This is a genomic window from Desulfobotulus mexicanus, assembly GCF_006175995.1.
In the GTDB taxonomy this organism is placed as follows: Bacteria; Desulfobacterota; Desulfobacteria; order Desulfobacterales; family ASO4-4; genus Desulfobotulus; species Desulfobotulus mexicanus.
Window position 1 is genome coordinate 49,520 of the sequence record NZ_VDMB01000004.1, and the last position, 26,273, is coordinate 75,792.

25 protein-coding genes are annotated in these 26,273 nt (G+C 46.2%); 8 read left to right on the forward strand and 17 right to left on the reverse strand.

Translation table 11 applies throughout. The annotated features are described in order from the left end of the window. Positions 1-2: 2 nt before the first annotated feature. From dapB to FIM25_RS04595, 3 genes are all read right to left on the reverse strand, one after another. Positions 3-830: a dihydrodipicolinate reductase gene (gene dapB, locus FIM25_RS04585; protein WP_139446786.1), complete on the reverse strand. Its 828-nt coding sequence runs from the start codon at positions 828-830 to the stop codon at positions 3-5. Positions 831-942: 112 nt separating this feature from the next. Beyond that, entirely contained in the window at positions 943-2,613 is a 1,671-nt protein-coding gene (locus FIM25_RS04590; protein ID WP_139446788.1) for a chemotaxis protein CheA, read from the reverse strand. 616 nt (positions 2,614-3,229) lie between these two features. Further along, positions 3,230-3,499: a hypothetical protein gene (locus tag FIM25_RS04595; RefSeq protein ID WP_139446790.1), complete on the reverse strand. Its 270-nt coding sequence runs from the start codon at positions 3,497-3,499 to the stop codon at positions 3,230-3,232. A gap of 241 nt (positions 3,500-3,740) precedes the next feature. Between FIM25_RS04595 and FIM25_RS04600 the strand changes: the two genes are divergently transcribed. From FIM25_RS04600 to FIM25_RS04610, 3 genes are all read left to right on the forward strand, one after another. Further along, positions 3,741-4,202: a polyhydroxyalkanoate synthesis regulator DNA-binding domain-containing protein gene (locus FIM25_RS04600; protein ID WP_139446792.1), complete on the forward strand. Its 462-nt coding sequence runs from the start codon at positions 3,741-3,743 to the stop codon at positions 4,200-4,202. A 149-nt stretch (positions 4,203-4,351) separates the two neighbouring features. Further along, positions 4,352-4,975: an RluA family pseudouridine synthase gene (locus FIM25_RS04605; RefSeq protein ID WP_139446794.1), complete on the forward strand. Its 624-nt coding sequence runs from the start codon at positions 4,352-4,354 to the stop codon at positions 4,973-4,975. Positions 4,976-5,154: 179 nt separating this feature from the next. Beyond that, positions 5,155-5,700 (forward strand): NADPH-dependent FMN reductase, encoded by a 546-nt coding sequence (locus FIM25_RS04610; RefSeq protein ID WP_139446796.1) that lies wholly within the window; start codon positions 5,155-5,157, stop codon positions 5,698-5,700. Between the two features lie 181 nt (positions 5,701-5,881). Here the strand turns inward: FIM25_RS04610 and FIM25_RS04615 are convergent, their stop codons facing one another. The 3 genes from FIM25_RS04615 to hypB are packed head-to-tail and all read right to left on the reverse strand — an operon-like array spanning position 5,882 to position 8,608. Then, positions 5,882-7,000, reverse strand: coding sequence for a 4Fe-4S binding protein (locus tag FIM25_RS04615; RefSeq protein WP_139446798.1), 1,119 nt, complete (start codon positions 6,998-7,000; stop codon positions 5,882-5,884). Positions 7,001-7,003: 3 nt separating this feature from the next. Then, positions 7,004-7,882: an energy-coupling factor ABC transporter permease gene (locus FIM25_RS04620; RefSeq protein WP_139446799.1), complete on the reverse strand. Its 879-nt coding sequence runs from the start codon at positions 7,880-7,882 to the stop codon at positions 7,004-7,006. A gap of 57 nt (positions 7,883-7,939) precedes the next feature. Then, positions 7,940-8,608 carry a hydrogenase nickel incorporation protein HypB gene (hypB, locus tag FIM25_RS04625; protein WP_139446802.1) on the reverse strand — a complete coding sequence of 223 codons (669 nt, stop codon included), beginning with the start codon at positions 8,606-8,608 and terminating at the stop codon, positions 7,940-7,942. 120 nt (positions 8,609-8,728) lie between these two features. Between hypB and FIM25_RS04630 the strand changes: the two genes are divergently transcribed. Next, positions 8,729-9,691 carry a sensor histidine kinase gene (locus FIM25_RS04630; RefSeq protein ID WP_139446804.1) on the forward strand — a complete coding sequence of 321 codons (963 nt, stop codon included), beginning with the start codon at positions 8,729-8,731 and terminating at the stop codon, positions 9,689-9,691. After that, entirely contained in the window at positions 9,681-10,421 is a 741-nt protein-coding gene (locus FIM25_RS04635) for a response regulator transcription factor (RefSeq protein WP_139446806.1), read from the forward strand. Before FIM25_RS04630 ends, FIM25_RS04635 begins: the two co-directional genes overlap by 11 nt. Positions 10,422-10,427: 6 nt before the next feature. Here FIM25_RS04635 and lpdA read toward each other — a convergent pair whose 3' ends face one another. Next, the gene (gene lpdA, locus FIM25_RS04640; RefSeq protein ID WP_139446808.1) at positions 10,428-11,852 is read right to left on the reverse strand and encodes a dihydrolipoyl dehydrogenase; all 1,425 of its coding nucleotides are present in this window, start codon (positions 11,850-11,852) and stop codon (positions 10,428-10,430) included. Between the two features lie 270 nt (positions 11,853-12,122). Here lpdA and FIM25_RS04645 point away from each other — a divergent pair, with 270 nt between their 5' ends. Continuing rightward, entirely contained in the window at positions 12,123-12,437 is a 315-nt protein-coding gene (locus FIM25_RS04645; RefSeq protein WP_139446810.1) for a DUF4389 domain-containing protein, read from the forward strand. Between the two features lie 208 nt (positions 12,438-12,645). Next, the gene (locus FIM25_RS04650) at positions 12,646-13,914 is read left to right on the forward strand and encodes a valine--pyruvate transaminase (protein WP_246052021.1); all 1,269 of its coding nucleotides are present in this window, start codon (positions 12,646-12,648) and stop codon (positions 13,912-13,914) included. Here FIM25_RS04650 and FIM25_RS04655 read toward each other — a convergent pair. The 9 genes from FIM25_RS04655 to xseA all read right to left on the reverse strand — a co-directional run bounded on the left by FIM25_RS04655 (position 13,895) and on the right by xseA (position 23,620). Further along, positions 13,895-14,362 (reverse strand): regulatory protein RecX, encoded by a 468-nt coding sequence (locus FIM25_RS04655; protein ID WP_139446812.1) that lies wholly within the window; start codon positions 14,360-14,362, stop codon positions 13,895-13,897. The two genes, FIM25_RS04650 and FIM25_RS04655, sit on opposite strands and share 20 nt — an antisense overlap. Further along, positions 14,359-14,637, reverse strand: coding sequence for a hypothetical protein (locus tag FIM25_RS04660; protein ID WP_139446814.1), 279 nt, complete (start codon positions 14,635-14,637; stop codon positions 14,359-14,361). The genes FIM25_RS04655 and FIM25_RS04660 overlap by 4 nt, the downstream gene beginning before the upstream one ends. 49 nt (positions 14,638-14,686) lie before the next feature. Next, positions 14,687-15,988, reverse strand: a complete 1,302-nt coding sequence (locus FIM25_RS04665; RefSeq protein ID WP_139446815.1) for a pyridoxal phosphate-dependent aminotransferase — start codon at positions 15,986-15,988, stop codon at positions 14,687-14,689. A gap of 261 nt (positions 15,989-16,249) precedes the next feature. After that, positions 16,250-18,319: an elongation factor G gene (gene fusA / locus FIM25_RS04670; RefSeq protein ID WP_139446818.1), complete on the reverse strand. Its 2,070-nt coding sequence runs from the start codon at positions 18,317-18,319 to the stop codon at positions 16,250-16,252. Between the two features lie 35 nt (positions 18,320-18,354). Then, positions 18,355-19,212: a TlyA family RNA methyltransferase gene (locus FIM25_RS04675; RefSeq protein WP_139446820.1), complete on the reverse strand. Its 858-nt coding sequence runs from the start codon at positions 19,210-19,212 to the stop codon at positions 18,355-18,357. Further along, positions 19,212-21,092: a 1-deoxy-D-xylulose-5-phosphate synthase gene (gene dxs / locus FIM25_RS04680; protein ID WP_139446822.1), complete on the reverse strand. Its 1,881-nt coding sequence runs from the start codon at positions 21,090-21,092 to the stop codon at positions 19,212-19,214. The genes FIM25_RS04675 and dxs overlap by 1 nt, the downstream gene beginning before the upstream one ends. A 38-nt stretch (positions 21,093-21,130) precedes the next feature. Further along, the gene (locus FIM25_RS04685) at positions 21,131-22,036 is read right to left on the reverse strand and encodes a polyprenyl synthetase family protein (RefSeq protein WP_139446824.1); all 906 of its coding nucleotides are present in this window, start codon (positions 22,034-22,036) and stop codon (positions 21,131-21,133) included. Continuing rightward, positions 22,033-22,272, reverse strand: a complete 240-nt coding sequence (gene xseB, locus FIM25_RS04690) for an exodeoxyribonuclease VII small subunit (protein ID WP_139446826.1) — start codon at positions 22,270-22,272, stop codon at positions 22,033-22,035. The genes FIM25_RS04685 and xseB overlap by 4 nt, the downstream gene beginning before the upstream one ends. Then, the gene (gene xseA, locus FIM25_RS04695) at positions 22,253-23,620 is read right to left on the reverse strand and encodes an exodeoxyribonuclease VII large subunit (protein WP_139446828.1); all 1,368 of its coding nucleotides are present in this window, start codon (positions 23,618-23,620) and stop codon (positions 22,253-22,255) included. The genes xseB and xseA overlap by 20 nt, the downstream gene beginning before the upstream one ends. A 421-nt stretch (positions 23,621-24,041) precedes the next feature. Here xseA and FIM25_RS04700 point away from each other — a divergent pair, with 421 nt between their 5' ends. Further along, the gene (locus tag FIM25_RS04700; RefSeq protein WP_342774324.1) at positions 24,042-24,731 is read left to right on the forward strand and encodes a Bax inhibitor-1/YccA family protein; all 690 of its coding nucleotides are present in this window, start codon (positions 24,042-24,044) and stop codon (positions 24,729-24,731) included. A 95-nt stretch (positions 24,732-24,826) separates the two neighbouring features. On the opposite strand, the gene FIM25_RS04705 is transcribed toward FIM25_RS04700, so the two are convergent. Then, entirely contained in the window at positions 24,827-26,260 is a 1,434-nt protein-coding gene (locus FIM25_RS04705; protein ID WP_342774325.1) for a mannose-1-phosphate guanylyltransferase/mannose-6-phosphate isomerase, read from the reverse strand. Positions 26,261-26,273 lie beyond the last annotated feature (13 nt).

The window sequence follows — 26,273 nt, forward strand, 5'->3', positions numbered from 1 at the left end:
TTTTAGCCTTTAAGCACGTCTATCATGGAAAAGACCTGTCCCTTGCATCCCATGATCATTTTCTGCCTGAGAAAACTGACGGCGTCCAGTGTTCCCCGGGCGTACACATCCCGACCATTTATATTATGGGTAAACTGAAAACAAACGCTGCCGTCTTCGGATCTAAGGGTATAGGTATGCCAGGCATGGCCTGAAATATGTTCAGCAGGAATCCCCCATACATTTTCCTGACGTTCGGGGTTTCTTTCCATTTCAATGGCATCCACATTAAAGGGAATGCCAAGGCTGTTGAAATAACGAACCATGGCTTTGGCAGTTCCAGAAGTATCTGCCTTACCCGACTGATGGCTTTCCTCAATGCGCAGGGTATAGCCTTTAAAAAGATCCGGAAAGTTTTCTGCGGCATGGGCCATCATGGCTTGAAAACCGACAATCTGCTTGGCCATATTGGGGGCGATTACAGCGCAGGTGGAAGATTGCAGAATACTTTCTGAAAGAGCTTCCCGGTCTCCTCCTGTAGTGCCCATGACAAAGGGAATCTGATGTTTGGCATAGAAGATGGCGTTGGCATTGACGGCACTGGGATGGGTATAATCTATGGCCACAAGACCACTGTTTTTGAGAAGGACATCTGAAATCCATGCATCTCTGTCTGCAGGTTTGATGAGACTGAAATTCACGCCGCAGCATGATACCTGCTCTTCAAGGGTGTCAGGACCGGTAAGGGAAGCAGGAATCAAAGAAAAATTTTCATCCGCAAGGATATGGGGGATCAGGGTGGAGGCCACATTACCGGGCAGCCCGTTGACCATGACGGATATTTTTGACATTAAAACTCCTTTAAGTAAGACACTGCTGGCTTTGCAGTACCTTCATCCAAGGGGAAAGGGAAAAAATTGTGAATAGTTACCTTTGTTTTTAAATACGCCAGCCTTTTCTGGCTTACCTTGACAGCTCCTTTCTGTCCAGCGCTTTGTTAAAGGCCTGCCCCTTCACCTGAGACAGGCTTGCACGAATAAGCCCCTGAGGATCAAGTATCAGCCCAACTTCCCCGTCGGGCATAATGGCTGCTCCTGCAATACCCTGAATTTCCTTAAAACTCTCTCCAAGGGGTTTAACCACTATCTGTTGTTTACCAAGAATTTCATCCACAAGAATACCTGTACGTTGGTTTTCAAATTCAAGAACCATCATCAGGCAGGTGTTTTGACCTAGGGTATCAGACCTTTGTAACAGAGCTTCCAATGGTGATGCAGGAATCAGATTATCCTGAAAAGTAGCCATGGTCATTCCAGTTGGCAGATTGCAGATGTCTTTGGGCCTGACTTCAAGGCTTCCCAGCACACTGAGGGTGGGAATCACATAGCGGCGTTTTCCGCAACGACAGACAATACCGTCAATAATTGCTACGGTCATGGGAATACGCAAGTGAAAACGGGTTCCTGCATCCCTTGTGCTGTCAACGTGGATGTTTCCCGAAAGGGAAAGTATCTGATCCCTAACCACATCAAGGCCCACACCACGGCCGGATATTTCCGTAAGGCTTGCAGCCGTTGTAAATCCGGGGTGAAAAATAATTTTTTCAAGAATTTCAGGTGTAAGGGGAGTATCTGCATTAAGCAGCCCCTTTTCCCTTGCCTTTTTTGCTATGGCATCGGCATTGAGCCCCTGACCATCATCTTCGATAATAATATGGATATCACCCCCGCCATGTCGTGCTTCAATGCGCAGCAGACCCTGTTCCGGCTTGTTTTTGGCTTTCCGGGTCTCCGGTTCTTCAATACCATGCCCCATGGCGTTACGGACAAGATGGAGCAGGGGATCCCTTAGATGTTCCACCAGAGACCTGTCCAGCTCTGTTTCATCCCCGGCAGACTGGAAGAGAACGGGTTTCCCAAGGGTTTTGCCCAGCTCCTGAACCATGCGCTGCATCTTCATGAAAAGAGGACGGATTGGCACCATACGCAGATTCAGACCCAGAGTCTGCAACTCCCTTGTGAGTTTGGTCAACTGGGCAAGGTGGTTGTTCAGGGAACCTCCGCCGATATGGACCAGTTCCGGAGCCTGCCTTACCATGGTTTCCACAATGACCAGCTCGCCAATGGTATCCATGAGACGATCCAGGCGTTCCGCCTCCACCAGTACATTTTCCCGTACCTGCCTGTGGGTTCCGGTGGAAACAGGCTCCTCTTTTTTTCCCTTGAGTTCGGGAAGGGATTTTTCCATGCCAAGCCTTGCATGGAGATGCTTAGGATCTTCAGGAGCCGCTGTTTTTTTCCCGGAATACCAGTCAAAGGCATTTTTAAGCCAGCTTTGAATATCCAGAAAAACCGAAGTCATATCTTCAGAAAAGATATCGGCATCCAGAGTGTCTTCTGCCAGATGGCAAAGATTCTCAACGGCTTCAAGCCTGAAAAATCCAGCCTCTCCCTTCAGGGTATGAAAGGTGCGACGCAGCTCTGTTAATGCTGCGGTCTCATGACCAGCACGGAGAATGTATTCTTCCATGGAAGCAAGAACCGGGGGCTGCATGGAAAGGAAATCTGCATAAAGATCCATATCCAGATGGTAGGGCAGTTTATCCGGATGGCGGGTGATCCCGTTTTCATTCATGTCCACTCCCAGAGTACGGGGAAAAGGGGAAAGTTTTTAAAAAGACCAGAACCTGAAAGATCCTTGAACATTAGAGCTGGATTATCTCTTCAGGCTTTATGGGCTGCGTACCTGATGTTTATATCAGGTTATATTTTTTTAAGGGTATTGTAAATACAGGCTGAGGCATACATACAAACAGATATATCTTTTAAAGTGGGGGGAGAGGTAAAAAGCAGGAAAAAAAGTACCCGCATCGTTTTCCACCCATTATTTTTTCGAACGGGGGAGTCATCAAAAACAATGGGAACGATGCGGGTCAGCTGTAAAACCCCTGATATTAGATTTCAGGGGATCTTTATCTTTAAAAAGGGATGAGCCTGGATTCCACCTTGTTCAGAAACACTCTGCTGCTGTCTCGTGCATCCTCACGGCTTCTGTTAAAAATTTCCAGCCATCTTCTGACATGAAATTCCGAACGTTTTCCAGTCTGTAGGCCTGAAAGAGCAAACCAGGTCAGTATCAGATTTTCGCTCTGTTGCTGAAGTGATTCCTGAACAGACCACATATAATCAATCCCTGTACATTGCATTTCCAGTATCATGGTTCGGGGATCCATAGGCCCTCCCTTCTTTTTTTAGTTTTGGGGAGTCTCCTGAATAAAGCGTTCCATCCGGTTAATGCTGTCATCCTGAAATTTTTTTACCTTTTCCTGTCCCTGCCGCACGGTTGTTATCCAGTTATGCACAAGATCTTTTGTCTGCTGGGGAACCTGGGGCAGTGGATCGAGAATCTGCTTTGTTATTTTTTCTCCCTGATCCTGCACCGCAGTATTGGTTGCGTAAAAATTGTTCAAAATGGTTTTCTGAAAATCAAGGATTTGTTTTGCAATGATTTTGGGTTCCATGGTATATTCTCCTTTGATTATTCTATTTGGTGTATTTTAATGTTGCACTGCAACTTCATGGTTAGATAATAAGATTTTTGTGCGTTGTGTCAAGAAAAAAATAACAGGGAGCCATTATATTTATAAATAATGATATTTTTTGAATCAAAGGCCTGTTTCTTCCAGTTGTATCGTGGGATATTATCTGGTGTAAGTCTTATAAAATTGTTTTTTTGTGCAGTGCAATAGTATGGAGGAAAAGATGGAAAACCAAGTTCTGATTAAAAAATATGCCAACCGACGCCTGTATGATACTGAAAAAAGCAAATATGTCACCTTGGCGGAAGTTAGGCTTCTGATAAGGGAGGGTAGGGGTATCCATGTCATAGATGTGAATACAGAAGAGGATGTAACGGCTTTCATTCTTACACAGATTGTTCTGGAAGAGGCCCGCCAGAAAAATGCCCTTCTGCCGGTTCCCCTTCTTCATCTGATTATTCGCTATGGGGATAATATTCTCAGTGAATTTTTTGAAAAATACCTACAGCAGATCCTTGGAAACTACCTTCATCAGAAATCCGCCTTTGATGAGCAGTTCAGGCGTATGCTGGATCTGGGGATTGATCTTTCCGGCATGGCACAAAAAACCATAACGGGTATTTCTCCCTTTGCACCATTCATGGACTTTTTTACTCAGGAAAAAAACAAAGAAAAAAAAGATTGAGGCCAGTGGGTCTGGGGGACAGCCTGAAGGCTTGAACATAAATTTTAAAAAAATTTCCAGCAGGAATAAAAACAGGCTGAAAGCAACTCTGCGCCCGTGCCATTACAGGTTCCGGGCGTTACTTTTTGTCTGATGGCAAGGAAGCAGAAATGTTAAATATCATATTTGAAAATGAGGGGCTTCTGGCCCTGGAAAAACCAGAGGGAATAGCGGTTATTCCTGAACGGCATAATGAGCGTGCCTGTCTTCTTCATATAATTGAAGAAGAGCTGGGAAAGCGGCTTTTTGTAGTCCACCGTCTGGATAAGGAAGTGAGCGGTATCCTTCTTTTTGCAAAGACTGCCCAAATGCATCGTTACCTGAACCTTCAATTTGAGCAGCGCAGAGTTCAAAAAACATATATGGCCCTTGTCCATGGCTGTCCGGAAGAAAAAGCGGGAAGTATACATGCTTCCATCCGGGCCTTTGGATCAGGACGGATGGGAATTGACCCTGAAAAAGGTAAAGTCAGCCTTACCCGCTGGGAAGTGATCAGGGAGGCCAGGGATAAAAGTCTTATTGCTGCCTTTCCCGTAACCGGAAGACGGCATCAGATCCGTGTGCATCTTTACCACATAGGCCATCCCATTGTGGGAGATCTTCGTTATGGTGATAAAAATCTGCAGAAAAATTATCCCCGGCTCATGCTCCATGCCCATGGACTTGAATGCCCCATGCCTGACGGAGGCATACTGCGCCTTGACTCCCCGGTACCGGATACTTTCAGCTTTTGATAAAACAGTTTTTCCTTGTCACTTTGCATCATTCCAATCCAAATCATCTCTGGACTTTTTATGCAGAGTGAACATTATATATATCTGTAATAGGATGGGATAAAAAAAACATACTGCAATACAGCATTGTATTTTTTTAAACCTTCTGTTTTTCAACGAAATCAAAAAAGGAGCGTACCATGGAGAAAATTCAGGTTCTGGGTATCTGTGGCAGTCTGCGGAAGAGTTCTGCCAATATGGGGCTTCTGCGTTATGCACAGGAGGCGGCTCCCGAAGGTCTTGATATTCAGATTGCAGATATTTCAGGACTTCCTTTTTACAATACGGATATGGAAGAAAAACCCAAAAGTGTGCAGGATTTCTTTAAGGCCCTTGAAAAAGCAGATGCACTTCTTCTGGCCTGCCCGGAGTACAATTATTCCATGGCACCGGCCCTTAAAAATGCCCTGGACTGGGCTTCCCGTGAACCGGATAATGCCCTTCTTTCCGGAAAAACAGCGGCGATTATGGGAGCCGGTGGCGGAATGGGAACGGCACGGGCACAGTATCACCTCCGTCAGGTCTGTGTGTTTTTGAATCTGCACGTATTGAATACACCGGAAATTTTCTGCAATGCCTTTGCAGGCGGATTTGAGGACAATGGTAATCTTAAGGACGAAAAAATCCAAAAACAGATAGGAAAACTCCTTACCGCTCTGAAGGACTGGACCCTGAAACTGCGATGAATATTTCTTAAAACCCTGCCTTCTGAGCAGGCTGACAGGCAGCTCAGAAGGCAGGGCATGGGTTTATGGCTTGAGTGCCGGAATCCGAAACGATTGCAATGTCACTCACAAACAGCCCGATTGTCTTTTGTTGGAACCAAGATTCTGAAATTAATTTTCCGGGATACGATATGCTGAATAATTACCGGGAAAGAATACCGGCTTTAAGATTTTTCATGGAAAGCATACGCAAAGGTCTGTTTTTTTCCTTCTGCATACGATCATACATATCCTGAGGATCTGCTGCCACATCCGGCTGAAAAGCCTCCTCACGCTGCACAAGGCTGATGGCACCGGATGTACAACTGCTCTTGCACAGGCCGCAACCCATGCATTTTCCTTTACTAACCTTTGTTTTTTTGTCTTCACCAGCAAAGAGGGCACCAAAGGCACAGCGTTCCATGCAGGCACCACAACCTGTGCAAAACTCCTGATTGATATTGCATTGCCATGAAGCCCGCACAATCTGACTGTGGAGATTGAATCTAGCCACTGTGGAAAAAATACCACAGGAGCAGACGCAGCAGTTGCAGATATAACAAACCTCTTCCTTTGCATTCTGGGTGTGGGCAATCAGCCCCTCCCTTTCACAGTCTTCCATGAGTTTCAGGGCGTCTTCTTTGCTTATAATTTCCGTTGGCATACCCGATTCCAGATAAAACCTGGCAAACTCGTTCAGACTGAGACATACCCTCAAGGAATGATTACAGCCCCTGTTTTCAGCATGGGCTTTTTTTCTGCAAAGGCAATCGCTTACGGCAATAAGCTCCGCTTCTTCAATGTAGCGGCGTATTTTTTCATGGGGCATGATGGTCTGGGTGTCTTCAATGGCGGTTTCCACTGGAAGTATTCGAAACTGTGAAGTTTTGCTTCCGAAAACCTCCATGCCCATGGCATCCATCATATAATGGTTGTGGGCCTTGTTATAATCCGGAGAAAGGCGGTTAAGCTGGAACTCGAAGGTACCGACAATATAGGGCATCAGCACATAATGACTTTTTCCTTCCACCCGAAGCCTGAAAAGAAGCCCCCTTTCCGCCATGGCATCCAGCATGGCAGCAGTACCTTGTTCATCGCTCTTATTTTTTAAAGCAATCTCACGGGCCGTCTGGGCTTCCGGTGTCAGAAGGAGACAGAGTGAAGCCTCTTCAGGTGTGTACATTGTTTTTAGAAGGGTTATATCCGTACCCGAAGGGCCTTCGGGGAATCCGCATGGAAGCTGATGCAGGTGCTGCTGAAGTTTTCGGTAAAGGTCTTCCATACATTATTCTCCTTTGCCTGCAGGTCCTGGAATTCGTTTGAAAAGTATAATGCCGCCTCTGGCAAGAATCTGGCAGATCAGAATACCGGCAAGGCCAGCTGCAATAACTGAGAGGCTTTCAGGAAGCATAGGAAAGCTGTAGTCGGGCATGGGTGCGTTAAAAAGCAGTATACCTTCTGGAAGTTCGAATTTTTCTGCCACAAACTCAAGGCCGTCGGGATATCCTGAAGCAAAGGGCGTAATAAATAGGGCTCCAGACATGGGAAGAATCAGGCGGGGGAAATACCTTGCTGAGCTCATCAAAACAAGGGTGAGAACAACCTCGCCAAAGGCAATGATGGCATGGACGGAGAGCATGGGGCCGATGATACCCGAAAGACTGGCATCACTTCCTGCTGCAATAAAAATGGAACAGAGCAGGGCTGCAGCCATCACGGATATCCATGCAGCAAAGGCCGTAGACAGATGGATCGCAAGGGAACTCCTTCTGCTTCCCATGAGGACATGGCGCAAAAGGCCGCCGAAACCTGCTCCCATTCCCCCCATTAAAAGGATGTTCATACCTAAAACGGTCAAACCACCGTCACCAAAAAACACTGCCTGTATTAAAAGAACCAGGGATATGGAAAGTATGCCAGCCGGAACTCCCAGAAGCCCAGCGGCCAGAACACCACCCATGAGATGTCCGGATGTAGCCCCACTTATCGGGAAATTAAGCATCTGAAAAACAAAAATCAGGGCAGTGACTGCTGCAAAATCCACAGGACCAGTTTTTGCTTCTGTTCGTATGGCTTTATAAGCGGCAACTCCGATAAGCCCTGCGGCAAGAATGGATGTTACCGAACACACAGGCCCCGAAATCATGGCGTCTGGAATATGCATGGGGATATCCTTTATTTGATGGAATTGTTTTTATGTGTTCAGCAAATCTCAGTTTTGTTATTTCTGGAAGCCATTTATTTTATTATCCAGAGCAGCAATCCAGTCCTGAAAACCTTCTCCGGTTGTGCAGGACACAGGGATGATGGCAGCACGGGAATTAACCCGACGGACATGATCTGTAAAACGCTCCAGATTGAAATCACACAAAGTCTGCATATCCGTTTTATTTACAATGATAATATCACAGACGGAAAACATCAGCGGATACTTAAGGGGCTTGTCATCTCCTTCCGGAAGACTGGCAATCATCATGTTCAGGTGTGCGCCTGTGTCAAATTCTGCAGGGCAGACAAGGTTGCCAACATTTTCAATAAAAATAATATTCAGCTTTTCAAGATTCATTTCATCCAGACCGGATATCACCATGGAAGCATCCAGATGACAGAAACCACCAGTACGGAGCTGTATCACAGGGAGACCTGCAGCAGCCATTTTTTCTCCGTCCACACTCGATTCTATGTCAGCCTCAAGAACGCCCATTTCAAACTTTTCAGAAAGCAGGGCCGCCGTTTTAAGGAGAAAACTGGTTTTTCCTGCTCCCGGTGAAGCCATCAGGTTGACAAGAAAAAGGCCCTGTTTTTTTAAACGGGAGCGAAGTTCATCGGCCATGGCCCCATTGTCTGCCAGAATATCCTCTTTTACATCAATGATACGTACCTGATCCATAGGTCTCCTCTTAATTTCAGGAATTGTTATCTGTTTTTCATGGTAAAACATCAAAAACATGACATAATAACAAAGTAATGTCGATAAAAGAAGTATACAAACTATTATGGAGAATTATTTTTGAGACTGCGTCGAAGCCTTCAAAACACCATGCTTGTCATGCTTGTTTCCGTAACAGCTCTGGTGATTTCTTTTTTTCTTTACATCCGCTGGTTCATGGAAGTCAGGGCAGGGCTGATGGATCTGGCAGGTAACCTGAATCTTGATCTGGACCGGGTTATGGCCCCTGAAACCTTCAGTGTCATCCTGACACTTTCTGTATTGGTGGGGCTTATTCTTGTGGGCTTAAGTGTGATTTATCTCTATTACAGGCGAGCCATGTCTCTGTATCGTATGCAGCGCCGTTTTATCCGCAGCTTCACCCATGAGCTGAAAACACCCGTGGCATCTATCCGGCTTTATCTGGATACTTTTTTAAGGCATGAGCTCCCTAGGAGTGAAGAACTTAAATATCTTACATTCATGAAAAAAGATGCCGAACGTCTTTCTGAGCAGATTGAAAGAATCTTAAACCTTGCCCGAATAGAGGGGGGAATGACACCGCTCTCTTTGGAATGTACCGACCTTGGAGCAAAAATTCTATCCGTTTACCATGCAAATCCTCAGGTGGCAAAACTTGCCCTCGAGCTTCACCCTGAAGATAAAAAAATTTATTATCCGCTGGATCCGGGACTTTTTTCCATGGTTCTGGGCAATCTTATGGAAAATGCTTTTAAATATAATGATTCAGAGAAACCTTCCATGACCGTTCATATGGAAAAAACAAAAAATAAACTGATTTTAAGTTTTCGTGATAATGGCCACGGTCTGGATAAAAAAAACAGGAAACGGATTTTCAGAAGATTTTTCAGGATAAACCCCAGGGGGCCAGTGCCGGGTACAGGGCTTGGTCTGCACCTTGTCCACCATGTGGTTCGTATGCACAAAGGACGCATATGGGCTGAAAGCGAGGGGCCCGGAAAGGGCAGTACCTTCATTATCAACCTGCCCCTGCGGACTGGAGAGCTTTGCTATGACAAATAAAATTTTAGTAATAGAAGATGATCCCCACCTTCTTGAGGGTATTCGCCTGAACCTTTACCTTGGAGGTTATGAGATTCTCTGTGCGGTTTCAGGAAAAGAAGGTATTGCTATATGGGAAGAAGGTTCTGTGGATTTTGTGATCCTTGACCGAATGCTTCCGGACATGGACGGGCTTAAAGTCCTTGAGCGGATAAGAAAAACCGACAACAATCTGCCAGTTCTGATTTTATCGGCCAAAGGGGAGGTGGAAGACCGCAAAGCAGGTCTCAGGCGAGGGTGTGATGATTACATGGCCAAGCCCTTTGATCTGCAGGAACTTGAATTGCGCATGGAAAGGCTTCTTCTGCGGGGGAAAAACATAAAGCAGACAGGTTCCGGGGATTTTTTTTTCGGAGATCACCGCATCGACTGGGAACGGAGGGTTGCGGTTGTTGACGGTGAGGATGTCCCCCTGACGGATCAGGAATTCCGCATTTTAAAATATTTTGCGGAAAACCCCGGCAAACCCGTCAGCAGAGAAGCCATCCTTACCCGAGCCCTTGGATACGCAGCCCCCGTTGCCACCCGCACTGTAGATAATTTTCTTGTGCGTTTTCGTCGCTATTTTGAAAAGAACCCCAGAAAGCCAAAATTTTTTAAAAGCATACGCTCCGTAGGATATCTGTTTGATCCTTCGGGTCAAACAAAGGAAAGCAGACAGAAAAAAGATGAAGAAAACAGTGATACCTGATCAGATCTATCCGTGAAGCCCCTGACCTATACCCTTGAATGCCATTTCTGAAAAAATTTCACTGAATGTAGGATGAGCATGAATGGTTTCTGCTATATCCTTTAACAGAAGCTTTCTGTTTACGGCCAGGGTGGCTTCGGCCAGAAGCTCCGTAGCATGTCCTCCCACTATATGGCATCCCAGTATTCTGTCACTTTTTTCTTCCGTTACAAAAACAGCCTCGCCACCAAGCAGACCTGTGGCATGGGCTTTTCCGAGGCTTCGCATCAATACGGTTGTGGTTTTAACTAAAAAACCCTTTTCCCTTGCCTTTTCAGCACTCAAACCCACAAAGGCCACTTCAGGTTCAGTAAAAATTGCCGAAGGGATGGCATTATAGTACATGGTCTTCTTCTGGCCCATGGCGTTTGCCGCTGCCACCTCTGCTTCTGCTGAAGCCACATGGGCCAGCATGATTCTTTCAGGACCTGTGACATCACCTATGGCAAAAACGCCGGAACAGGCAGTTTCCATGGCATCATTAACTGCCAGATAACCCCGGTCATCCGTTTTCAGGCCCAGCTTATCAAGGCCCAGATGCATGGTATTCGGGCTGCGGCCCACACAGAGAATAAGGCAGGTGGCCTTGAGGGATTCCGGTTTTTCCAGGCATTGTGTTCCTGAAGGTATCTTTTCAAGCTTCACAAGAATACCATCTTCATCTTTTTCCAGATGTACGATTTTTCTGGATGTATGGATGCCGATTTTCTGTTTTTTAAATTCCCTTGCAAGAAGCTTCGATGCCGAAACATCCAGATCCGGCAGGGGAAGAATCCTGTCTGCCATCTCAACAAGATCTATCTTTGCACCAAAGCCTGAAAGGATGGAGGCAAACTCACATCCAACAACGCCCGCTCCAATGATAAGGGCCGATGATGGCAGAGATTCCATGCGCAGAAAATCGTTGGAAGAAAGGCAGCTTATTCCATCGGGGAAAATACCGGGAAGACTTGCAGGGGCTGTGCCTGTGGCAATGATCAGACGATCCCATTTTAAGGAGGTTTTTTCTTCATCCGGAGTTGTTACTGAAAGAAGGCCTTTTTCTTCAATGCGGGCTGATCCGCAAATTACCTTAACCCTGTTTTGCCTGAGCAGAGCATCAATGCCTTTTTGCTGGGTGGCAATCACAGTCTGTTGTCTTTTCTGCAAAGTCTTCATATCTAAAACAGGTGGAGAGTCCAGATGAATACCGGATAATGAAGCATGGCGTATCTGGCGCATGGTTGCGGCTGCACTGACCATGACTTTCGATGGAATGCACCCCCAGTTAAGACAGGTGCCACCCAAAGCTTCTTTTTCCACAAGGGTAACCTCTGCCCCCAGCTGAGCAGCACGGATGGCAGCCACATAACCACCGGGGCCTGCACCAATAACGGATATTTTAAGGGACATAAGGACTCCGTAAAAAGATTTAAGAATTTTGATGGCAACTTTATTTTCAGTTATGAATGCAGGGGCAGGCCCTGTGTCTGCCCATAGAATCGGCAATAAGAATAGGTTCTGATGGCAAGGAATATCAAGCCCCTTTTATGAAAACCAGCAATAAAAATATAAACTGATCTTTTTATGGAAAAGATATGGCTGCCTTTTTAAAAAGAACATGGTAAAAGGATCCGGGCAGAAGTTGAAAACATTCAAACGGATTGAAGGAGTAAAATAATCATGGATCAGGCTAAAAACTTTTTTATGTCCCGCAAGGACATTGCCATTCGTCTTCTTTACACCATTTTCTTTTTTATAGTTTTAGAATTTCTGAAAACCATCCAGATTTTTCTTTCCTGTGTACAATATATCTGGGTTCTGGTTACGCTCAACCATCTGGAGCCCCTGCGCAGCCTGACGGACCGTCTTGCCGTTTTGAGCTACCGCATTCTGAGGTATATCTCCCTCAATGAAAATAAAAAACCATTTCCTTTTACTGAATTTCCCGAATCCGTAGACGTTTCCGAGTCCGTTCGTTTTTCTGAAAAGGACTGATTTTTTGGTAAAATTGCCGGTCTGATATCACAAATATGATATTCTTCCGGATTCCTTATCCGCTGTTAAAAAAATGTTAATGGACAAGACCGGTTCCGCATGAATTTTTTAGCGGAAATGGTCTTGTCCTTTTTAGTGTATGGATATGAGAAAAGGCCAGTTCCTGCTGAATGCTGTTTCGGGGGAATATCTGGAAAAAAGAGGGGTTATGATGCGTCTTTCCACCTTCGGTGAAAAATTCAGTTCCAAAAGTGGTATACTACAGTTAATGGATGATCTGGGCAATACACTGTCCGGTAAAGGGGATATGGTCATGATGGGAGGCGGCAATCCAGCCCATATTCCAGAAGTGGAAGAAGCCATGGCCAGACGCTTAAAAAAAATCCATGGAGACAGCGAAGAAATCCGTCGGATGATCGGTATTTATGATCCACCCCAGGGAGAAAAAAATTTTATAGCAGGTCTTACAGATCTCCTGAACAAGGAATTCGGATGGAATCTTAGCCCGAAGAATATTGCTCTGACCAATGGATCTCAGTCCGCATTTTTTCTTCTCTTCAACATGTTTGCAGGCCCATGCCCGGACGGCAAAAAAAGAAAAATTCTGCTGCCCCTGGCACCTGAATACATAGGTTATGCCGATGCAGGCCTTGTTCCGGATTTTTTCATTTCCTTCAAACCTAAGATAGATTTCCTTGAAAGGCCATTTTTTAAATACCGGATAGATTTTGAAAATCTCCATATGTCCGATGAAACCGCAGCCATCTGCGTATCCAGACCCACCAATCCCACAGGTAATGTGCTCACCGATGAAGAGGTGATCACTCTGGATCTGATGGCAAAAAAAGCAGGTATTCCACTTATTCTGGACAGTGCCTATGGAACTCCTTTTCCAGATATTATTTTTACCCAAGCCAGACCTTTCTGGAATGAAAACATAGTTTTATGCATGAGTCTTTCCAAACTGGGACTGCCTGCGGCAAGGACGGGTATTGTCATTGCAAGGCAGGAAATTGTCCGTGCCCTTTCCCGGATGAATGCTGTTATGAATCTTGCGACAGGAAGTTTCGGAGCCATGATGGCCATGGATCTTGTCAGAAGCGGTGAGATTATTTCCTTAAGCCGGAATGTCATTAAGCCCTACTACAGAAAGCGGGCCGAAGAAGCTGTGAAACTATTTGAAAAGGCATTGGAAGGTACGGATTTTTTTATCCATAAGCCAGAAGGTGCCATATTTCTCTGGCTCTGGTTCCGCAACCTTCCCATCAGCAGTCAAAAACTTTATGAAAGGCTCAAGGAAAAAGGCGTCCTGGTGGTGCCAGGCCATTATTTTTTCCCCGGAATTGAAGATGAAAACTGGCCCCACCGTCAGGAATGCATACGGGTGAATTACAGCCAGCCTGAAGAGGTGGTAAAAAAGGGAATTGCTATCATTGGTGAAGAGGTAAGGCGGGCATTCAGTCGAGGGATTGAATAAAATCCATAATATCCGGGGAAGGAAAGCCTCTGGAAATAAGAAAACGGTAAAGTTTTGCTTTTTTTTTCAAAGGATTCTTTTCCTGTACCGTGGCAAGTTTACGCAGGGCGGTTCTGGCAAGAATGTTTACGTCTGACTCTTTGAGGGTATTTTCAAGCATTCTTTCTCCGAGATTATCGGGGATACCGCCTTTGCGTAAATCCACATGGATGCGCAAGGGACCATATCCGGATCGCAGTCCGGATTGAATTATCTGAAAAGCCCTTTCCTCTTCATCAATATAGCCCTTTTCCATACAGATTTTAAGGGCTGCTTCAGCAGCATGAACCGCAACACCTTTTTTCAAAAGGCGACGGTGAAGTTCCATGCGACTGAGATTTCTTCTGCTGAGCATGGACAGGGCCATGGCAAGGGCTTTTTTCTGTTCACCCGATAATTCTTCATTCACGGTTTTTTATTGTTCTCAAATAATTCCATATAATAATCAAACTGGGCATTGATGAGTTTTTTTCCTGCACTGCGGCAGGCATTCATGCGAAGACCCAGGTCCTGAACCATATCCTTTACCTCCACGGGAATGGAATTAAAATCCGTGTAGATCAGGGCAAGATTTTTTTCCATTTCCGCCTGCATCATGACAAGGGAATCAATGTATCTGCCATAAATGTTCTTCTGCTGTCGGATGGATGCATGCATACACTGGGCAATGAGTGGGTGAAGCACGGAAACCTCCTTTGGGCGGAGCCCTGAAAATACAGGACTCCTTCTCTGTTTATGCAGAAGCAATATAGTGCTCGATACTTTCCTTCAGAGTTTTCCAGATCCAGGGACGTTTCACATCATCGGTTTCAAGGAGTGTAAACCGAAATCCCTGTTTTTTACAGCAAAAACCAGTAAGAGGTACCACACATATTCCCGTAGCCCCCAGCAGATAGTAGACAAAACGCTTGTCCACCTCTACATTTTTTACCTTTGCTTCCACATAGGCTTTGACTTCAGAATTTTCAATGGGAAGGGTCTGGCCTGCATTCAATACATTATCATCGAAAAGAACGGTCATGTAAAAGGCACCATGGGCAGGTACAAGAGAAATTCCTTTGACACATTTTAAGGCATCATAGGCTTCATTGGCACGCATCTCAAAGGTTTTTGCCCGTGTTGCCAGATGTTCCTTGTAACGGGGATCTCCCATGACAAGGGGAATGGAGAATTGCGGCAGACTGGTTGAACAGACTTCCAGCATCTTCGCGTCCCGTATGGTTTTGATATAGGTGGCAAACATGGGAAAGCGATCCTGATTAAACACTTCAATCCAGCCACACCGGCTGCCCGGCCAAGGATATTCCTTGGAAATACCACGAAGGGCCATCCCTGGAACATCCCGGATAACCTCGCTGAGGTGACAGGTTTCTGAACCATTGTACACAATATGGGCATAAATTTCATCACATATGACAAACAGATCATATCGGTATGCAATATCTACTATTTTTTCAAGAATTTCTCTGGGATAGACAGCGCCCGTGGGATTATCAGGATTGATCAGCAGAATGCCGGCAATGGAATCATTGTATTTGACCTTGTTTTCCAGATCTACCAAGTCCGGCATCCAGCCATTGGATGGGTCCAGCTCATAGGTCAGGTGTTCATATCCTGAGTGGGCGGCTTCCGCCGAAGAGTGCGTTGAATAGGCAGGGGAAGGCCCTATCACACGGGCTTCTCTTTTGAGAAAACCGAAAATCTTGGCAACCGCATCACCAAGGCCGTTAAAAAACAGAATGTCTTTGGCACAGATCTGATATCCGCCCCTTGCATTCACCTGGGCTGCAAGGAACTCACGGGTTTCTTCAACTCCGGGCGTTGCAACATACCCGTATGTGACATCGTCCTTGGTCAGATCATGAACAATGTCCTTGATCCACTGGGGTACCTTTTCCCCCTTCTGAATAGGATCTCCGATATTTTCCCATGTTATTTCAACACCCATCTGCCGAAGCTCATGGGCTACGGCCACAATTTCCCGAATTTCATAGGTGAGTTTCCCCGAACCCACATGAACGATATCTCTGCGCATACTTCCTTCCTTCAAAACTTATAACCTGAAATGATTGTAAACGGATCTGCAACCCAGCCCCCCGCGGGATCAGCCGAAATCCGTTATGGATATATCCCCCGTCCTCCGGTCAGAACATAACAGAGTCCCAGAGTAAAAAAGGCAATTAATTGAATGAGCTTCGTAGCAGAGCAGCAGAATATTGTAAAGAAAAAGGCTTGCGCCTTATTCTTTTTAAGAAAACTTCCTTTAAAAAGAAAGAGGCACAAGCCGGCTTAAATACTATGCCGCTGCTTCCTGCCTTGCGGCATCAATGATTTTCTGGGCAATTTCTCCGGGTACTTCTTCATAGTGTGAGAACTCTGAAGTGAAAGTACCGCGGCCACCGGTCATGGAAGTCAGATCCGGTGCATATTTCTGAATTTCCGCCAGAGGAATCTGGGCATTGATGGTGCCGGATTTACCTTCGGTATCCATGCCCATAACCCGGCCCCTGCGGGAGTTCAGATCTCCCATTATATCTCCCATGTAATCACTGGGAGCCTTGACAAAAACATTGTATATGGGCTCAAGGAGAACAGGCTTTGCTTCTTCCATGCCTTTTTTGTAGGCAAGAGATGCTGCAATTTTAAAGGCCATCTCCGATGAATCCACGGCATGAAAAGAACCGTCATCGGCTATGGCCTTAAAATCCACACAGGGGAAACCAGCCAGCACACCTTTGCTGGTGGCTTCAATAAGACCCTTTTCCACAGCAGGGATATACTGTTTCGGAATCGAACCACCCACAATTTCATCGCCGAACTGGAACCCTTCTCCCCTGGGCAGTGGTTCAAATCGTATCCAGCAGTCACCAAACTGCCCGTGCCCGCCGGTCTGCTTTTTATGGCGACCCTGAACCCGCACCTTGCGGGTAATGGTTTCCTTATAAGGAATCTTAGGTGTTTTAAGATCCACTTCTACCTTAAATTTTCGTTTGAGCTTTTCCACAATGGTTTCTATATGAACCTGTCCCACACCATACACAAGAATTTCACTGGTGGTGGCATTGCGTTCCAGACGTATGGCCTTGTCCTCTTCGGCCAGTCTTGCAAGGGAAGCAAATACTTTATCTTCATCACCTTTTTTTGCAGCATATGCTGCAAAACCCATACAGGGCGCAAGGGGAGATACCTGCGGAAAAATAAGGGGCAGGGATTCATCAGATAAAGAATCAAAGGTGCCTGTGCTTTTCAGCTTGGCAAATGCCACAATATCACCGGGAAATGCTTCTGTAATGGGTTTCTGCTGCTTGCCTGCCATTTGATAAAGCTGGGAATAACGTTCTTTTTCATCCTTGGAAACATTTAAAAATACACCGTCTTTACCCAGAGAACCGGAAACCACCTTGCAGATATTAAGAAGACCTGCAAAGGGGTCCACCACGGTTTTGAATACAAAACCGGAAAAAGGAGCATTTTCATCATAGGAAACAAGAATTTCCTCATTGCCTTTCATGGCCTTGCGAGGCGAATTGTCAAGGGGGCAGGGGGTGGATTGTATAATAAAGTCCATTAGATAATCCATGGCAGCACCGGTAAGGGCAGATCCCATGAGAACCGGAACAAAAATACGATCTGTAACCGCTTTTTTCAAGCCTCCAGCCAGCTCTTCTCCACTTAGCTCATCCCCTTCAAGATATCTTTCAAGGAGCGAATCATCGGCTTCGGCAATGGCTTCCACCAGTGCCATTCTCTCCATTTCCACATCATCCTGAAGATCTGCGGGAATATCTGATTTTTGAGATTTACCGTCTTCTTGGAAAATGTAAGCCTGAAGAGTCATAAGATCCACAAAACCCGTGCAGAGCTCATCACTCATAATGGGTAGCTGTACCTTTACCGGACGGATATTGAGGAGGGATTCGGCCACCTGTATAATATCATTAAAAACAGTTCGTTCCTTATCCATTTTATTGATAAAAAGAACTGTCGGTTTCTGCTGCTCAGCAGCACTTTCCATGGCTTCTTCGGTTTTCACCCGAATACCGTCCACAGCATCTACAACAAGAAAAACGGTTTCTGCAGCCTGCATACAGAGGAGGGTTTCGGAAAAAAAGTTCGCATTCCCCGGAGTATCCAAAAGCATGATTTCATGCTTTTTCCATGAAAAGGCATGAAGTCCTGTAGAAACACTGCCTCCGCGGGCAATTTCTTCAGGCTCAAAATCCATTACGGTATTACCGTCCTCCACACGCCCCATGCGGGACAGGAGTCCGTTATCAAAGAGAAGGCGTTCCGCAAGAACTGTCTTCCCAGATCCGCTATGGCCGACCAGCGCAATATTCCGTTTGAATTTGGCTTTTTCGCTCATTCATTTCCTCCTGAAAATAAAAAGGCTGTTTTCGTTTAAACGTCTCCCTCATGCGAACCGGAAGGAAGGGAGGCTGCAGAGGCTTCACAGAAATTGAAACCTGACACATACTCCATAATATCCGGGTTTTCTTCTTTTTGTTTTGTTTCGGCTTTAGTCCACAAAGGAAGAATAAATTCCTGATTCCCCTTGGGACCCTGTATGGATGAGGCAATTGCTCCTCCCACAAAAAAACCTTCTGAAATGAAAAAATTTTCCAGCTCTTTTAGAACTTTTGCATGAACATCAGGGTTTCTTACCACACCTCCTTTACCCACCTCTCCTTTGCCCACTTCAAACTGCGGTTTAACAAGGGCCAGAATTCGGGCATCTTCCTTTAAAAATTTTCTGCAGGCAGGAATGACCAGCCGCAGGGATATAAAACTTGTATCAATAGTTACAAGATCCACTTTGATATCCATGGCCTCTTCGGAAAGATGGCGGATATTGGTTCTTTCCAATACCTTCACCCTGCTGTCCTGACGAAGGGACCATGCCAGCTGACCATAGCCCACATCCACGGCAACAACCAGGCTGGCACCCTGACGAAGGAGAAGATCCGTAAATCCTCCGGTGGATGCACCTACATCCATACAGACCATACCTTCAGGATTCAGAGAAAGCTGATCCAGAGCAGCTTTAAGTTTCAAGGCACCCCGACTGACATAGGGAAAATCAGGAATATCTGTTTCGATATGCGCATCCTCTGTAATCTGAGCCCCCGCCTTATCCACGCGCAAGCCATTAACCTGAACCTTTCCCGCAAGAATCAGGGCTCTGGCACGCTCCCGGCTTAAAACCAGCCCCTTGTCCACCATAATGGCATCCAGTCTTTTTTTAAGCTTGCCTGCCATTATGACGCCGCCTTTTCCATCAACATCTGAGCCGTTTCAGCAATACTCTGGGCATCCAGACCGCAGGCTTTCCTTAAATCATCTGGATTACCATGGCTCATGAAACGATCCGGAACTCCAAGACGCCGTAGGGGGCATGAAATCCCCTCATCCCCATAAAATTCAAGAACTGCGGAACCAAAACCTCCGGTAAGAATACCTTCTTCAAGGGTAATGACGGGTTTACCTTCCATTCCTATTTCCCGGAGAAGGGATGTATCCAGAGGTTTCAGGAACCGGGCATCCACCACTTGGGCATCAATACCTTGTTCAGCAAGAATTTCTGCGGCACGCAGGGCCTCATACACGGGTCTGCCCAAGGCCAGCAGTGTCAAATTTCTGCCTTTTCGGAGTATTTCTCCTTTTCCCATGGAAAGTGCAGGGCAGTTTATGTCCACATTAACGCCAGTTCCTGCCCCTCTGGGATAGCGGATGGCAGAGGGGCCAGAGTGACTTTCTGCTGTTTTCATCATAGCCGCCAGTTGCGCTTCATCCCTCGGTGCCATAATTGTCATGCCGGGAAGTGTACGTAAGAATGCCAGATCAAAGAGACCATGGTGGGTAGGGCCATCGTCGCCCACAAAACCGCCGCGGTCAATGGCAAAAATGACGGGATGCCCGTCCAGACAGACATCATGGAGAAGCTGATCGTAGGCTCGCTGCAAAAAAGTGGAGTATATGGCCACCACAGGCCTGAAACCTTCCGTGGACATGCCAGCTGCAAAGGTAACAGCATGCTGCTCTGCAATGCCCACATCAAAAAAACGATCTTTAAACTTTTCGGCAAAGGGAGAAAGTCCGGTGCCTTCGGGCATGGCTGCCGTTACGGCCAGAATCTTCTCATTTTTTTCTGCCATGTGACAGAGGGTTCTGCCAAAAATTTCCGTATAGGAAGGTGGGGCAGGGGGGGGGGGAATTTTTTCTCCGCTTCTGATATCAAAGGGAGGCACACCATGGAAGAAAGTGGGATTCTTTTCCGCTGGTGGGTAACCCATGCCTTTTTTTGTAGTAACATGGAGAAGCACAGGCTCTTTAAGCTCCCTGATATTCTGAAGAATATCGATAAGATGATTAAGCCTGTGTCCATTGATGGGACCAAAATAATCAAAATTAAAGGCCTCAAAGAGCATACCCGGCGTAACAAAGGCCTTGAAGGATTCTTCGGAACGCTTGGCCAGCTGATATACATCATCTCCTATTTTAGGAAGAGATTTTAAGAATCTGCCGAATTCCGCCCGCAAATCCTGCAGGTATCTGGCGGAAAAGGTCCGGCTGAGAAAGGATGAAAGGGCTCCCACATTAGGGGATATGGACATGTCGTTATCATTTAAGATCACAAGGAGATTACCCCTGGAATCTCCGGCATGATTTAACCCCTCATAAGCAAGGCCTGCTGTCATGGAACCATCCCCGATGACCGCCACAACCTTATGGGAATCTCCGGCAAGTTTTTTCCCGTGGGCCATCCCCAGACCCGCTGAAATGGATGTGCTGGAGTGACCGGTACTGAAGGCATCAAAGGGGCTTTCACCGATGCGCGGAAAACCTGAAATCCCGCCGGGTTTTCTTAAAGTATCAAAGGCCTGACTGCGACCGGTAATGAGTTTGTGGGCATAGGACTGATGACCCACATCCCATATGAGTTTATCCTGAGGTGTATCAAACACATAATGAATGGCAAGGGTCAGCTCCACAGCCCCGAGACTTGAGGCCAGATGGCCGCCATTGCGGGAGGTGACATCAATAATTCTTGCACGGATTTCACTGGCAAGCCTTGGAAGATCAGACCTGTCCAGTTTTTTCAGATCCGCCGGAGAATGGATGGTATCCAGTAAAGACAAGGCAACAACTCCTTTATCAAAACAAAAAGGTATAAGACTCATTTTTTACGCTCCAGCACATAGGCTGCAAGACTTCGCAGGGGATCTGCCCCGTGGCCAAAATCATCAAGACTGTCAATGGCATTTTTCACAAGACTTTCAGCCAGCTCCGTGGCAGCCTCCACCCCCAGAAGGGAAGGGTAGGTTGCTTTCCCGCTCTGGGCATCGGAGCCTGCGGCTTTTCCCATGACAGCAGGATCTCCTGTTACATCCAGAAGATCATCGGTAACCTGAAAAGCCAGCCCCAGATGACTGCCATAAACGGACAGGGCGACCTGCTGTTTATCATCGGCACCAGCCAGAAGGGCACCGCAGTATATGGAAACTTCTATCAGGGCTCCGGTTTTGAGTCTGTGAAGCCTTTCAAGCATTACATAATCAATGTTTTTGCCTTCGGATACAAGATCAAGCATCTGGCCGCCAACCATACCCGCCGGACCTGCGGCCTTTGCAATGGCACGGATGATATTCAGCCACAGCCCGGGATGCAAAACAGATTTTTGTGATGAAGCAAGACAGTCAAAGGCAAGAGTCAGTAAGGCATCTCCGGCCAGAATAGCCGTTCCTTCATCAAAGGCCTTGTGGCAGGTGGGAATACCCCTGCGGAGATCATCATCATCCATGGCGGGCAGATCGTCGTGGATGAGGGAGTAGGTATGGATCAGCTCCAGAGCACAGGCCACGTCCTGACATAGTTCCATGGCCTGTTCAAGGTTTTCTGATATGGCCTGTGCAGCACCGAGGCAGAGGATTGGACGCAGCCGCTTGCCTCCGGCCATCAAAGAATGGGACATGGCTTCATGAAGAAGGGGGGAAGGGCAGGAGAGGGAATTCAGGCATTCCTTAAGACAGAGATCCACCCAGCGGCGACATACTTCAAGGTGGTCTGCAAGTACAAAGGTCATTTCAGCCTGTCCTCCTTTAAAACTGTCTCCGCTTGAAAGGGTTGCTCTTCGCCTGATTCCGTAAGTTTTGTCAGACGGGCTTCCGCCTCATCAAGGCAGTCATTGCAGTATTTTGAAAGCTTCATTCCTTCTTCAAATCTGCGGATAGCTTTTTCCAGCGGAAGTTCACCGCTTTCCAGTTCTTCCACAATGGCCTGCATTTGCGCAAGTCCTTCTTCAAAGCTTTTTTTTGCCATGATCCATTTCCTCTATGCGACAGCGTATAAAACCTCTTGCCAGCTGAATTTCTATGCTGTCCCCAAGGCTGAGATTTTCAGTTTCTTTGATAATATATTTTTCAGGGAGTTTTCTTGCCACGGCATAGCCCCTTTCCAGAACAGCAAAGGGGCTGAGATTTAGAAGCCGATGCTTCATATTTTCAGAAGCAATCCGTTTTCTGAGAATATCTTCTGACTGGTAAAAATGAAGCATTTTATGCACCTGTGCATGGTAGATGCGTTTTTGCTCCAATCTGTAAAACAGCGGGGCAGGGGAGATGGCTTTTTCCGTCCAGCCCAGTTGCTGCTTTTTCCATGAAATAAGGCGTTTGAAACGACGCATCAATTTTTCTTCCGTCTCATCCAGCCTCATCCGGCTCAAAACCAGACTGCGGCGGGGATGCAGAAGTTTTTCCTGCATATTTTGATTTTTGCTGCGAAGCCGGTTCAGGTGGTTTTTAAATGCAGCACAAAGATGGCTCCGGCTATTGATTATTTCAGTTTTAAGCCTTTCTTTAACCGGTACAGCGGATTCTGCCGCAGCCGTAGGCGTAGATGCCCGGTAATCTGCTGTAAAATCCGCTATGGTAAAATCTGTCTCATGGCCAATTCCTGTAATAACAGGTATTTCTGAATCAAAGACAGCCCTTGCCACATCTTCACTGTTAAAGGCAGCCAGATCTTCCAGGGAACCGCCACCCCTTGCAAGAATAATCAGGTCACTTCTGTTCAAACCATTGATTTTTCTTAAGGCAGCTGCAATCTGCCCCTCAGCACCTTCACCCTGAACAGGTACAGGAGCCACCTCTATATGAAGGTTGGGATATCTGTGTTTAAAAACCTTGAGCATATCATGAAGAGCAGCACCATCTGGAGAAGTAACAAGGGAAATGCGTTGAGGAAGAAAGGGCAGGGGTTTTTTATGAACAGGATCAAAAAGACCTTCGACCTCAAGACGCCGTTTCAGCTGTTCAAAGGCCAACTGAAGGGAGCCAGCACCGGCAGGTTCAAGATATTCCAGTATAATCTGATAGCTGCCCCTGGGAGGATAAACAGTAATGCGGCCAAACCCCGTAACCTTAAGGCCGTTTTCCGGCTGAAAACGAAGCTGACGATTTTGTCCCCGGAACATCAGGGCAGCAATCTGAGAGGTATTGTCTTTGAGGGAGAAATATAGATGCCCGGATGAGGGTCTTGAAAGGTTGGAAATTTCACCTACAATCCAGACAAAGGGATAGGCAGATTCCAGGCGGGACCGGATATCAGAGGTCAACTCGGAAATGGTGTGGATTTTACGGACATCTTTTCCGGAAAATTCTGTCCCCATGGAATTCGCTGTTGCCTTTCCTTAAGGTTAACAGGTGGGATCATAAAAAATTAAAATCCTGATTGTTCAGTTATCCGTCATTGTTTTTTCAGTATTGACGGAAAATGGGCAGATCCTATGCTTTTTTGCAGACTTTGACAAGCGTTTCGCATGAACCTGACAAATATAGAAATATCATAAAGCCCTCATAATGTGCATTATGTAAACTTTTGTGCTGGATAAATATGCAGGGATAAAAAAACACTGCCCCTCTTACGGACTTTACTTGATTATCGCGTCAGCCTTTCTTATAGTACCAAATTGCAGAGACCGCATCTATTGCGGCAGTTTTTCTGAAAATGGGAACGCCTCTTTCAGGAGTTTCCGCTCAGTCAGGCTTTTCATAAACTTGAAAAAATAATTTTAGGGAGGAAAAAACAGCATGGAAATGGAAAAAGTCCTTGCATCCAAAGCAAAAACTCAGGCCCACGTCAATGGTTTTATCCAGAGCGTGTATAACTGGATGGCCATAGGCCTTGCTGTCACTGGCGTACTGGCTTATCTGGTATCGGAAATGTTTATCGTACCAAGGGGACTCTTTTTTCTGCTGGTCATTGCCCAGTTGGGTATGGTTTTTGTTCTGGCCAGTAAAATTCAGTCCCTTTCCGCACCTATGGCTACAGGGCTTTTTGTACTTTATGCGGCCCTCAACGGTGTAACTCTATCCTGGATTTTTCTGGTTTATACCAGCGCATCCATTACTTCCACCTTCTTTATCTGTGCTCTGACCTTTGCAGCTGCCAGCGCCTACGGTATGGTCACAAAAAAGGATCTGACCAGTGTTGGTGGTTTTCTGATGATGGGCCTTATTGGCATAATCATTGCCACTGTTGTCAATATCTTTTTCAGAAGCCCCATGGTCACAATGATTGTCAGTTATATTGGTGTCTTTGTATTCATAGGACTTACGGCATGGGATACCCAGAAAATTAAACAGATGGCCCTTTCCCAGCCTGCGGATCTGGATAACGCCACCCTTAGAAAAGGTGCTATTTTCGGAGCCTTATCCCTTTATCTTGATTTTATTAATCTCTTTATCATGATGCTGCACATCTTTGGAGACAGGGATTAAGCATCTGGTTTTAGTCAGAATTATTTCAATATAATATAAGTATTGACGAGGCGGTCTCCGGATTAAAACAGGACCGCCTCACTTTTTTTTAATGCTCAGGAAACTTCAGGCACCCTTCCATAAACATCGTCAAAACGCACGATATCATCTTCCCCGAGGTAACTGCCAGACTGCACCTCAATGAGATCCAAAGGAATTTTTCCTGGGTTTTCAAGTCTGTGGGTTGCGCCCAGAGGGATATAGATGGATTCATCTTCCCTAAGAAGAATGCTTTCTCCATTCCTTTCCACCACCGCTGTCCCGCTTACCACCACCCAGTGTTCCGCCCTGTGGTAGTGTTTTTGTGCAGAAAGCTTGGCACCGGGTTTCACGGTAATTCTTTTCACCTGAAAACGCTTATCCATGGCAACGGTTTCATAACTCCCCCATGGACGGTAGACCCGTCTGTGGGAAATGGCTTCTTGCCTACCGACCAGACGCATATACTCAACCATCTTGCGGACGTCCTGCACCCGGTCTCTGGGAGAAACCAGCACCGCATCGGGGGTTTCCACCACAATATGATTTTCAAGACCAACGGCTGCAATCATACGGCTTTCAGCATGCAAAAATGAATTATGCACGTCATGGGTAAGTACATCCCCATGGGTTACATTGGATTTAAGATCCTTTTCTCCCACCTGCCAGAGAGCTTCCCATGATCCAAGATCACTCCATCCGGCTTCCATGGGAACCATAAGCCCTTTTTCTGTTTTTTCCATTATGGCGTAATCAATGGAATCCGATGGAGAGACATGAAAGCTTTGTGCGTCCAGACGAATAAAATCTAAATCCACACTGGCCTTTTTTCGGGCTGCTTCACAGGCAGACAGAATTTCCGGTACAAGGGAGTGGAATTCTTTTAAAATTGCCGATGCTTTAAATAAAAACATACCGGAATTCCAAAGATAATCTTTGGATGCCACATAACTTTCTGCCGTTTCAAGATCAGGCTTTTCCACAAATCTTTTAATTTCAAAGGCTCCGGAATCAAGGGCATTACCTTTTTGAATATATCCATAGCCGGTTTCCGGTCCGTCCGGCACAATTCCAAAGGTAATGAGTTTATCCATCTCAGCCTCCCCTGCCCCTTTTCTTACCGCTTCTATAAAAGCTGCAGGGTCTGCTATAAAATGATCTGCCGGAAGTATTAGTAAAATCGGATCAGCATATCTGGAAGCTGCTTCTATGCTGCATACACCTATGGCAGGTGCTGTATTGCGACCTTCCGGTTCAAGAAGAATGGCACCAGGTTTTACACCCACTTCCCGAAGTTGTTCAGCAACCATAAATCGATGATCGTCATTGCAGATAACTATAGGGTCTGCGGCCTCGGAAAGACGGCTTAAGCGCAGTACCGTCTCCTGAAGCATGGTATGGGAACTGTTCAGGGCAATTAGCTGTTTCGGATGCAACTGCCGGGAAAGGGGCCAGAGCCTGGACCCGGATCCCCCCGCAAGAATCACGGGAACAATGATATTTTTTTTCATCATAAACTCCATA

Bases quoted from the DNA above. Each gene is read 5' to 3' on its own strand.
- dapB (WP_139446786.1), bottom strand. From the start codon at position 830: ATGTCAAAAATATCCGTCATGGTCAACGGGCTGCCCGGTAATGTGGCC.
- FIM25_RS04590 (WP_139446788.1), bottom strand. From the start codon at position 2,613: ATGAATGAAAACGGGATCACCCGCCATCCGGATAAACTGCCCTACCAT.
- FIM25_RS04595 (WP_139446790.1), bottom strand. From the start codon at position 3,499: ATGGAACCCAAAATCATTGCAAAACAAATCCTTGATTTTCAGAAAACC.
- FIM25_RS04600 (WP_139446792.1), top strand. From the start codon at position 3,741: ATGGAAAACCAAGTTCTGATTAAAAAATATGCCAACCGACGCCTGTAT.
- FIM25_RS04605 (WP_139446794.1), top strand. From the start codon at position 4,352: ATGTTAAATATCATATTTGAAAATGAGGGGCTTCTGGCCCTGGAAAAA.
- FIM25_RS04610 (WP_139446796.1), top strand. From the start codon at position 5,155: ATGGAGAAAATTCAGGTTCTGGGTATCTGTGGCAGTCTGCGGAAGAGT.
- FIM25_RS04615 (WP_139446798.1), bottom strand. From the start codon at position 7,000: ATGGAAGACCTTTACCGAAAACTTCAGCAGCACCTGCATCAGCTTCCA.
- FIM25_RS04620 (WP_139446799.1), bottom strand. From the start codon at position 7,882: ATGCATATTCCAGACGCCATGATTTCGGGGCCTGTGTGTTCGGTAACA.
- hypB (WP_139446802.1), bottom strand. From the start codon at position 8,608: ATGGATCAGGTACGTATCATTGATGTAAAAGAGGATATTCTGGCAGAC.
- FIM25_RS04635 (WP_139446806.1), top strand. From the start codon at position 9,681: ATGACAAATAAAATTTTAGTAATAGAAGATGATCCCCACCTTCTTGAG.
- lpdA (WP_139446808.1), bottom strand. From the start codon at position 11,852: ATGTCCCTTAAAATATCCGTTATTGGTGCAGGCCCCGGTGGTTATGTG.
- FIM25_RS04645 (WP_139446810.1), top strand. From the start codon at position 12,123: ATGGATCAGGCTAAAAACTTTTTTATGTCCCGCAAGGACATTGCCATT.
- FIM25_RS04650 (WP_246052021.1), top strand. From the start codon at position 12,646: ATGATGCGTCTTTCCACCTTCGGTGAAAAATTCAGTTCCAAAAGTGGT.
- FIM25_RS04665 (WP_139446815.1), bottom strand. From the start codon at position 15,988: ATGCGCAGAGATATCGTTCATGTGGGTTCGGGGAAACTCACCTATGAA.
- fusA (WP_139446818.1), bottom strand. From the start codon at position 18,319: ATGAGCGAAAAAGCCAAATTCAAACGGAATATTGCGCTGGTCGGCCAT.
- FIM25_RS04675 (WP_139446820.1), bottom strand. From the start codon at position 19,212: ATGGCAGGCAAGCTTAAAAAAAGACTGGATGCCATTATGGTGGACAAG.
- FIM25_RS04685 (WP_139446824.1), bottom strand. From the start codon at position 22,036: ATGACCTTTGTACTTGCAGACCACCTTGAAGTATGTCGCCGCTGGGTG.
- xseB (WP_139446826.1), bottom strand. From the start codon at position 22,272: ATGGCAAAAAAAAGCTTTGAAGAAGGACTTGCGCAAATGCAGGCCATT.
- xseA (WP_139446828.1), bottom strand. From the start codon at position 23,620: ATGGGGACAGAATTTTCCGGAAAAGATGTCCGTAAAATCCACACCATT.
- FIM25_RS04700 (WP_342774324.1), top strand. From the start codon at position 24,042: ATGGAAATGGAAAAAGTCCTTGCATCCAAAGCAAAAACTCAGGCCCAC.
- FIM25_RS04705 (WP_342774325.1), bottom strand. From the start codon at position 26,260: ATGAAAAAAAATATCATTGTTCCCGTGATTCTTGCGGGGGGATCCGGG.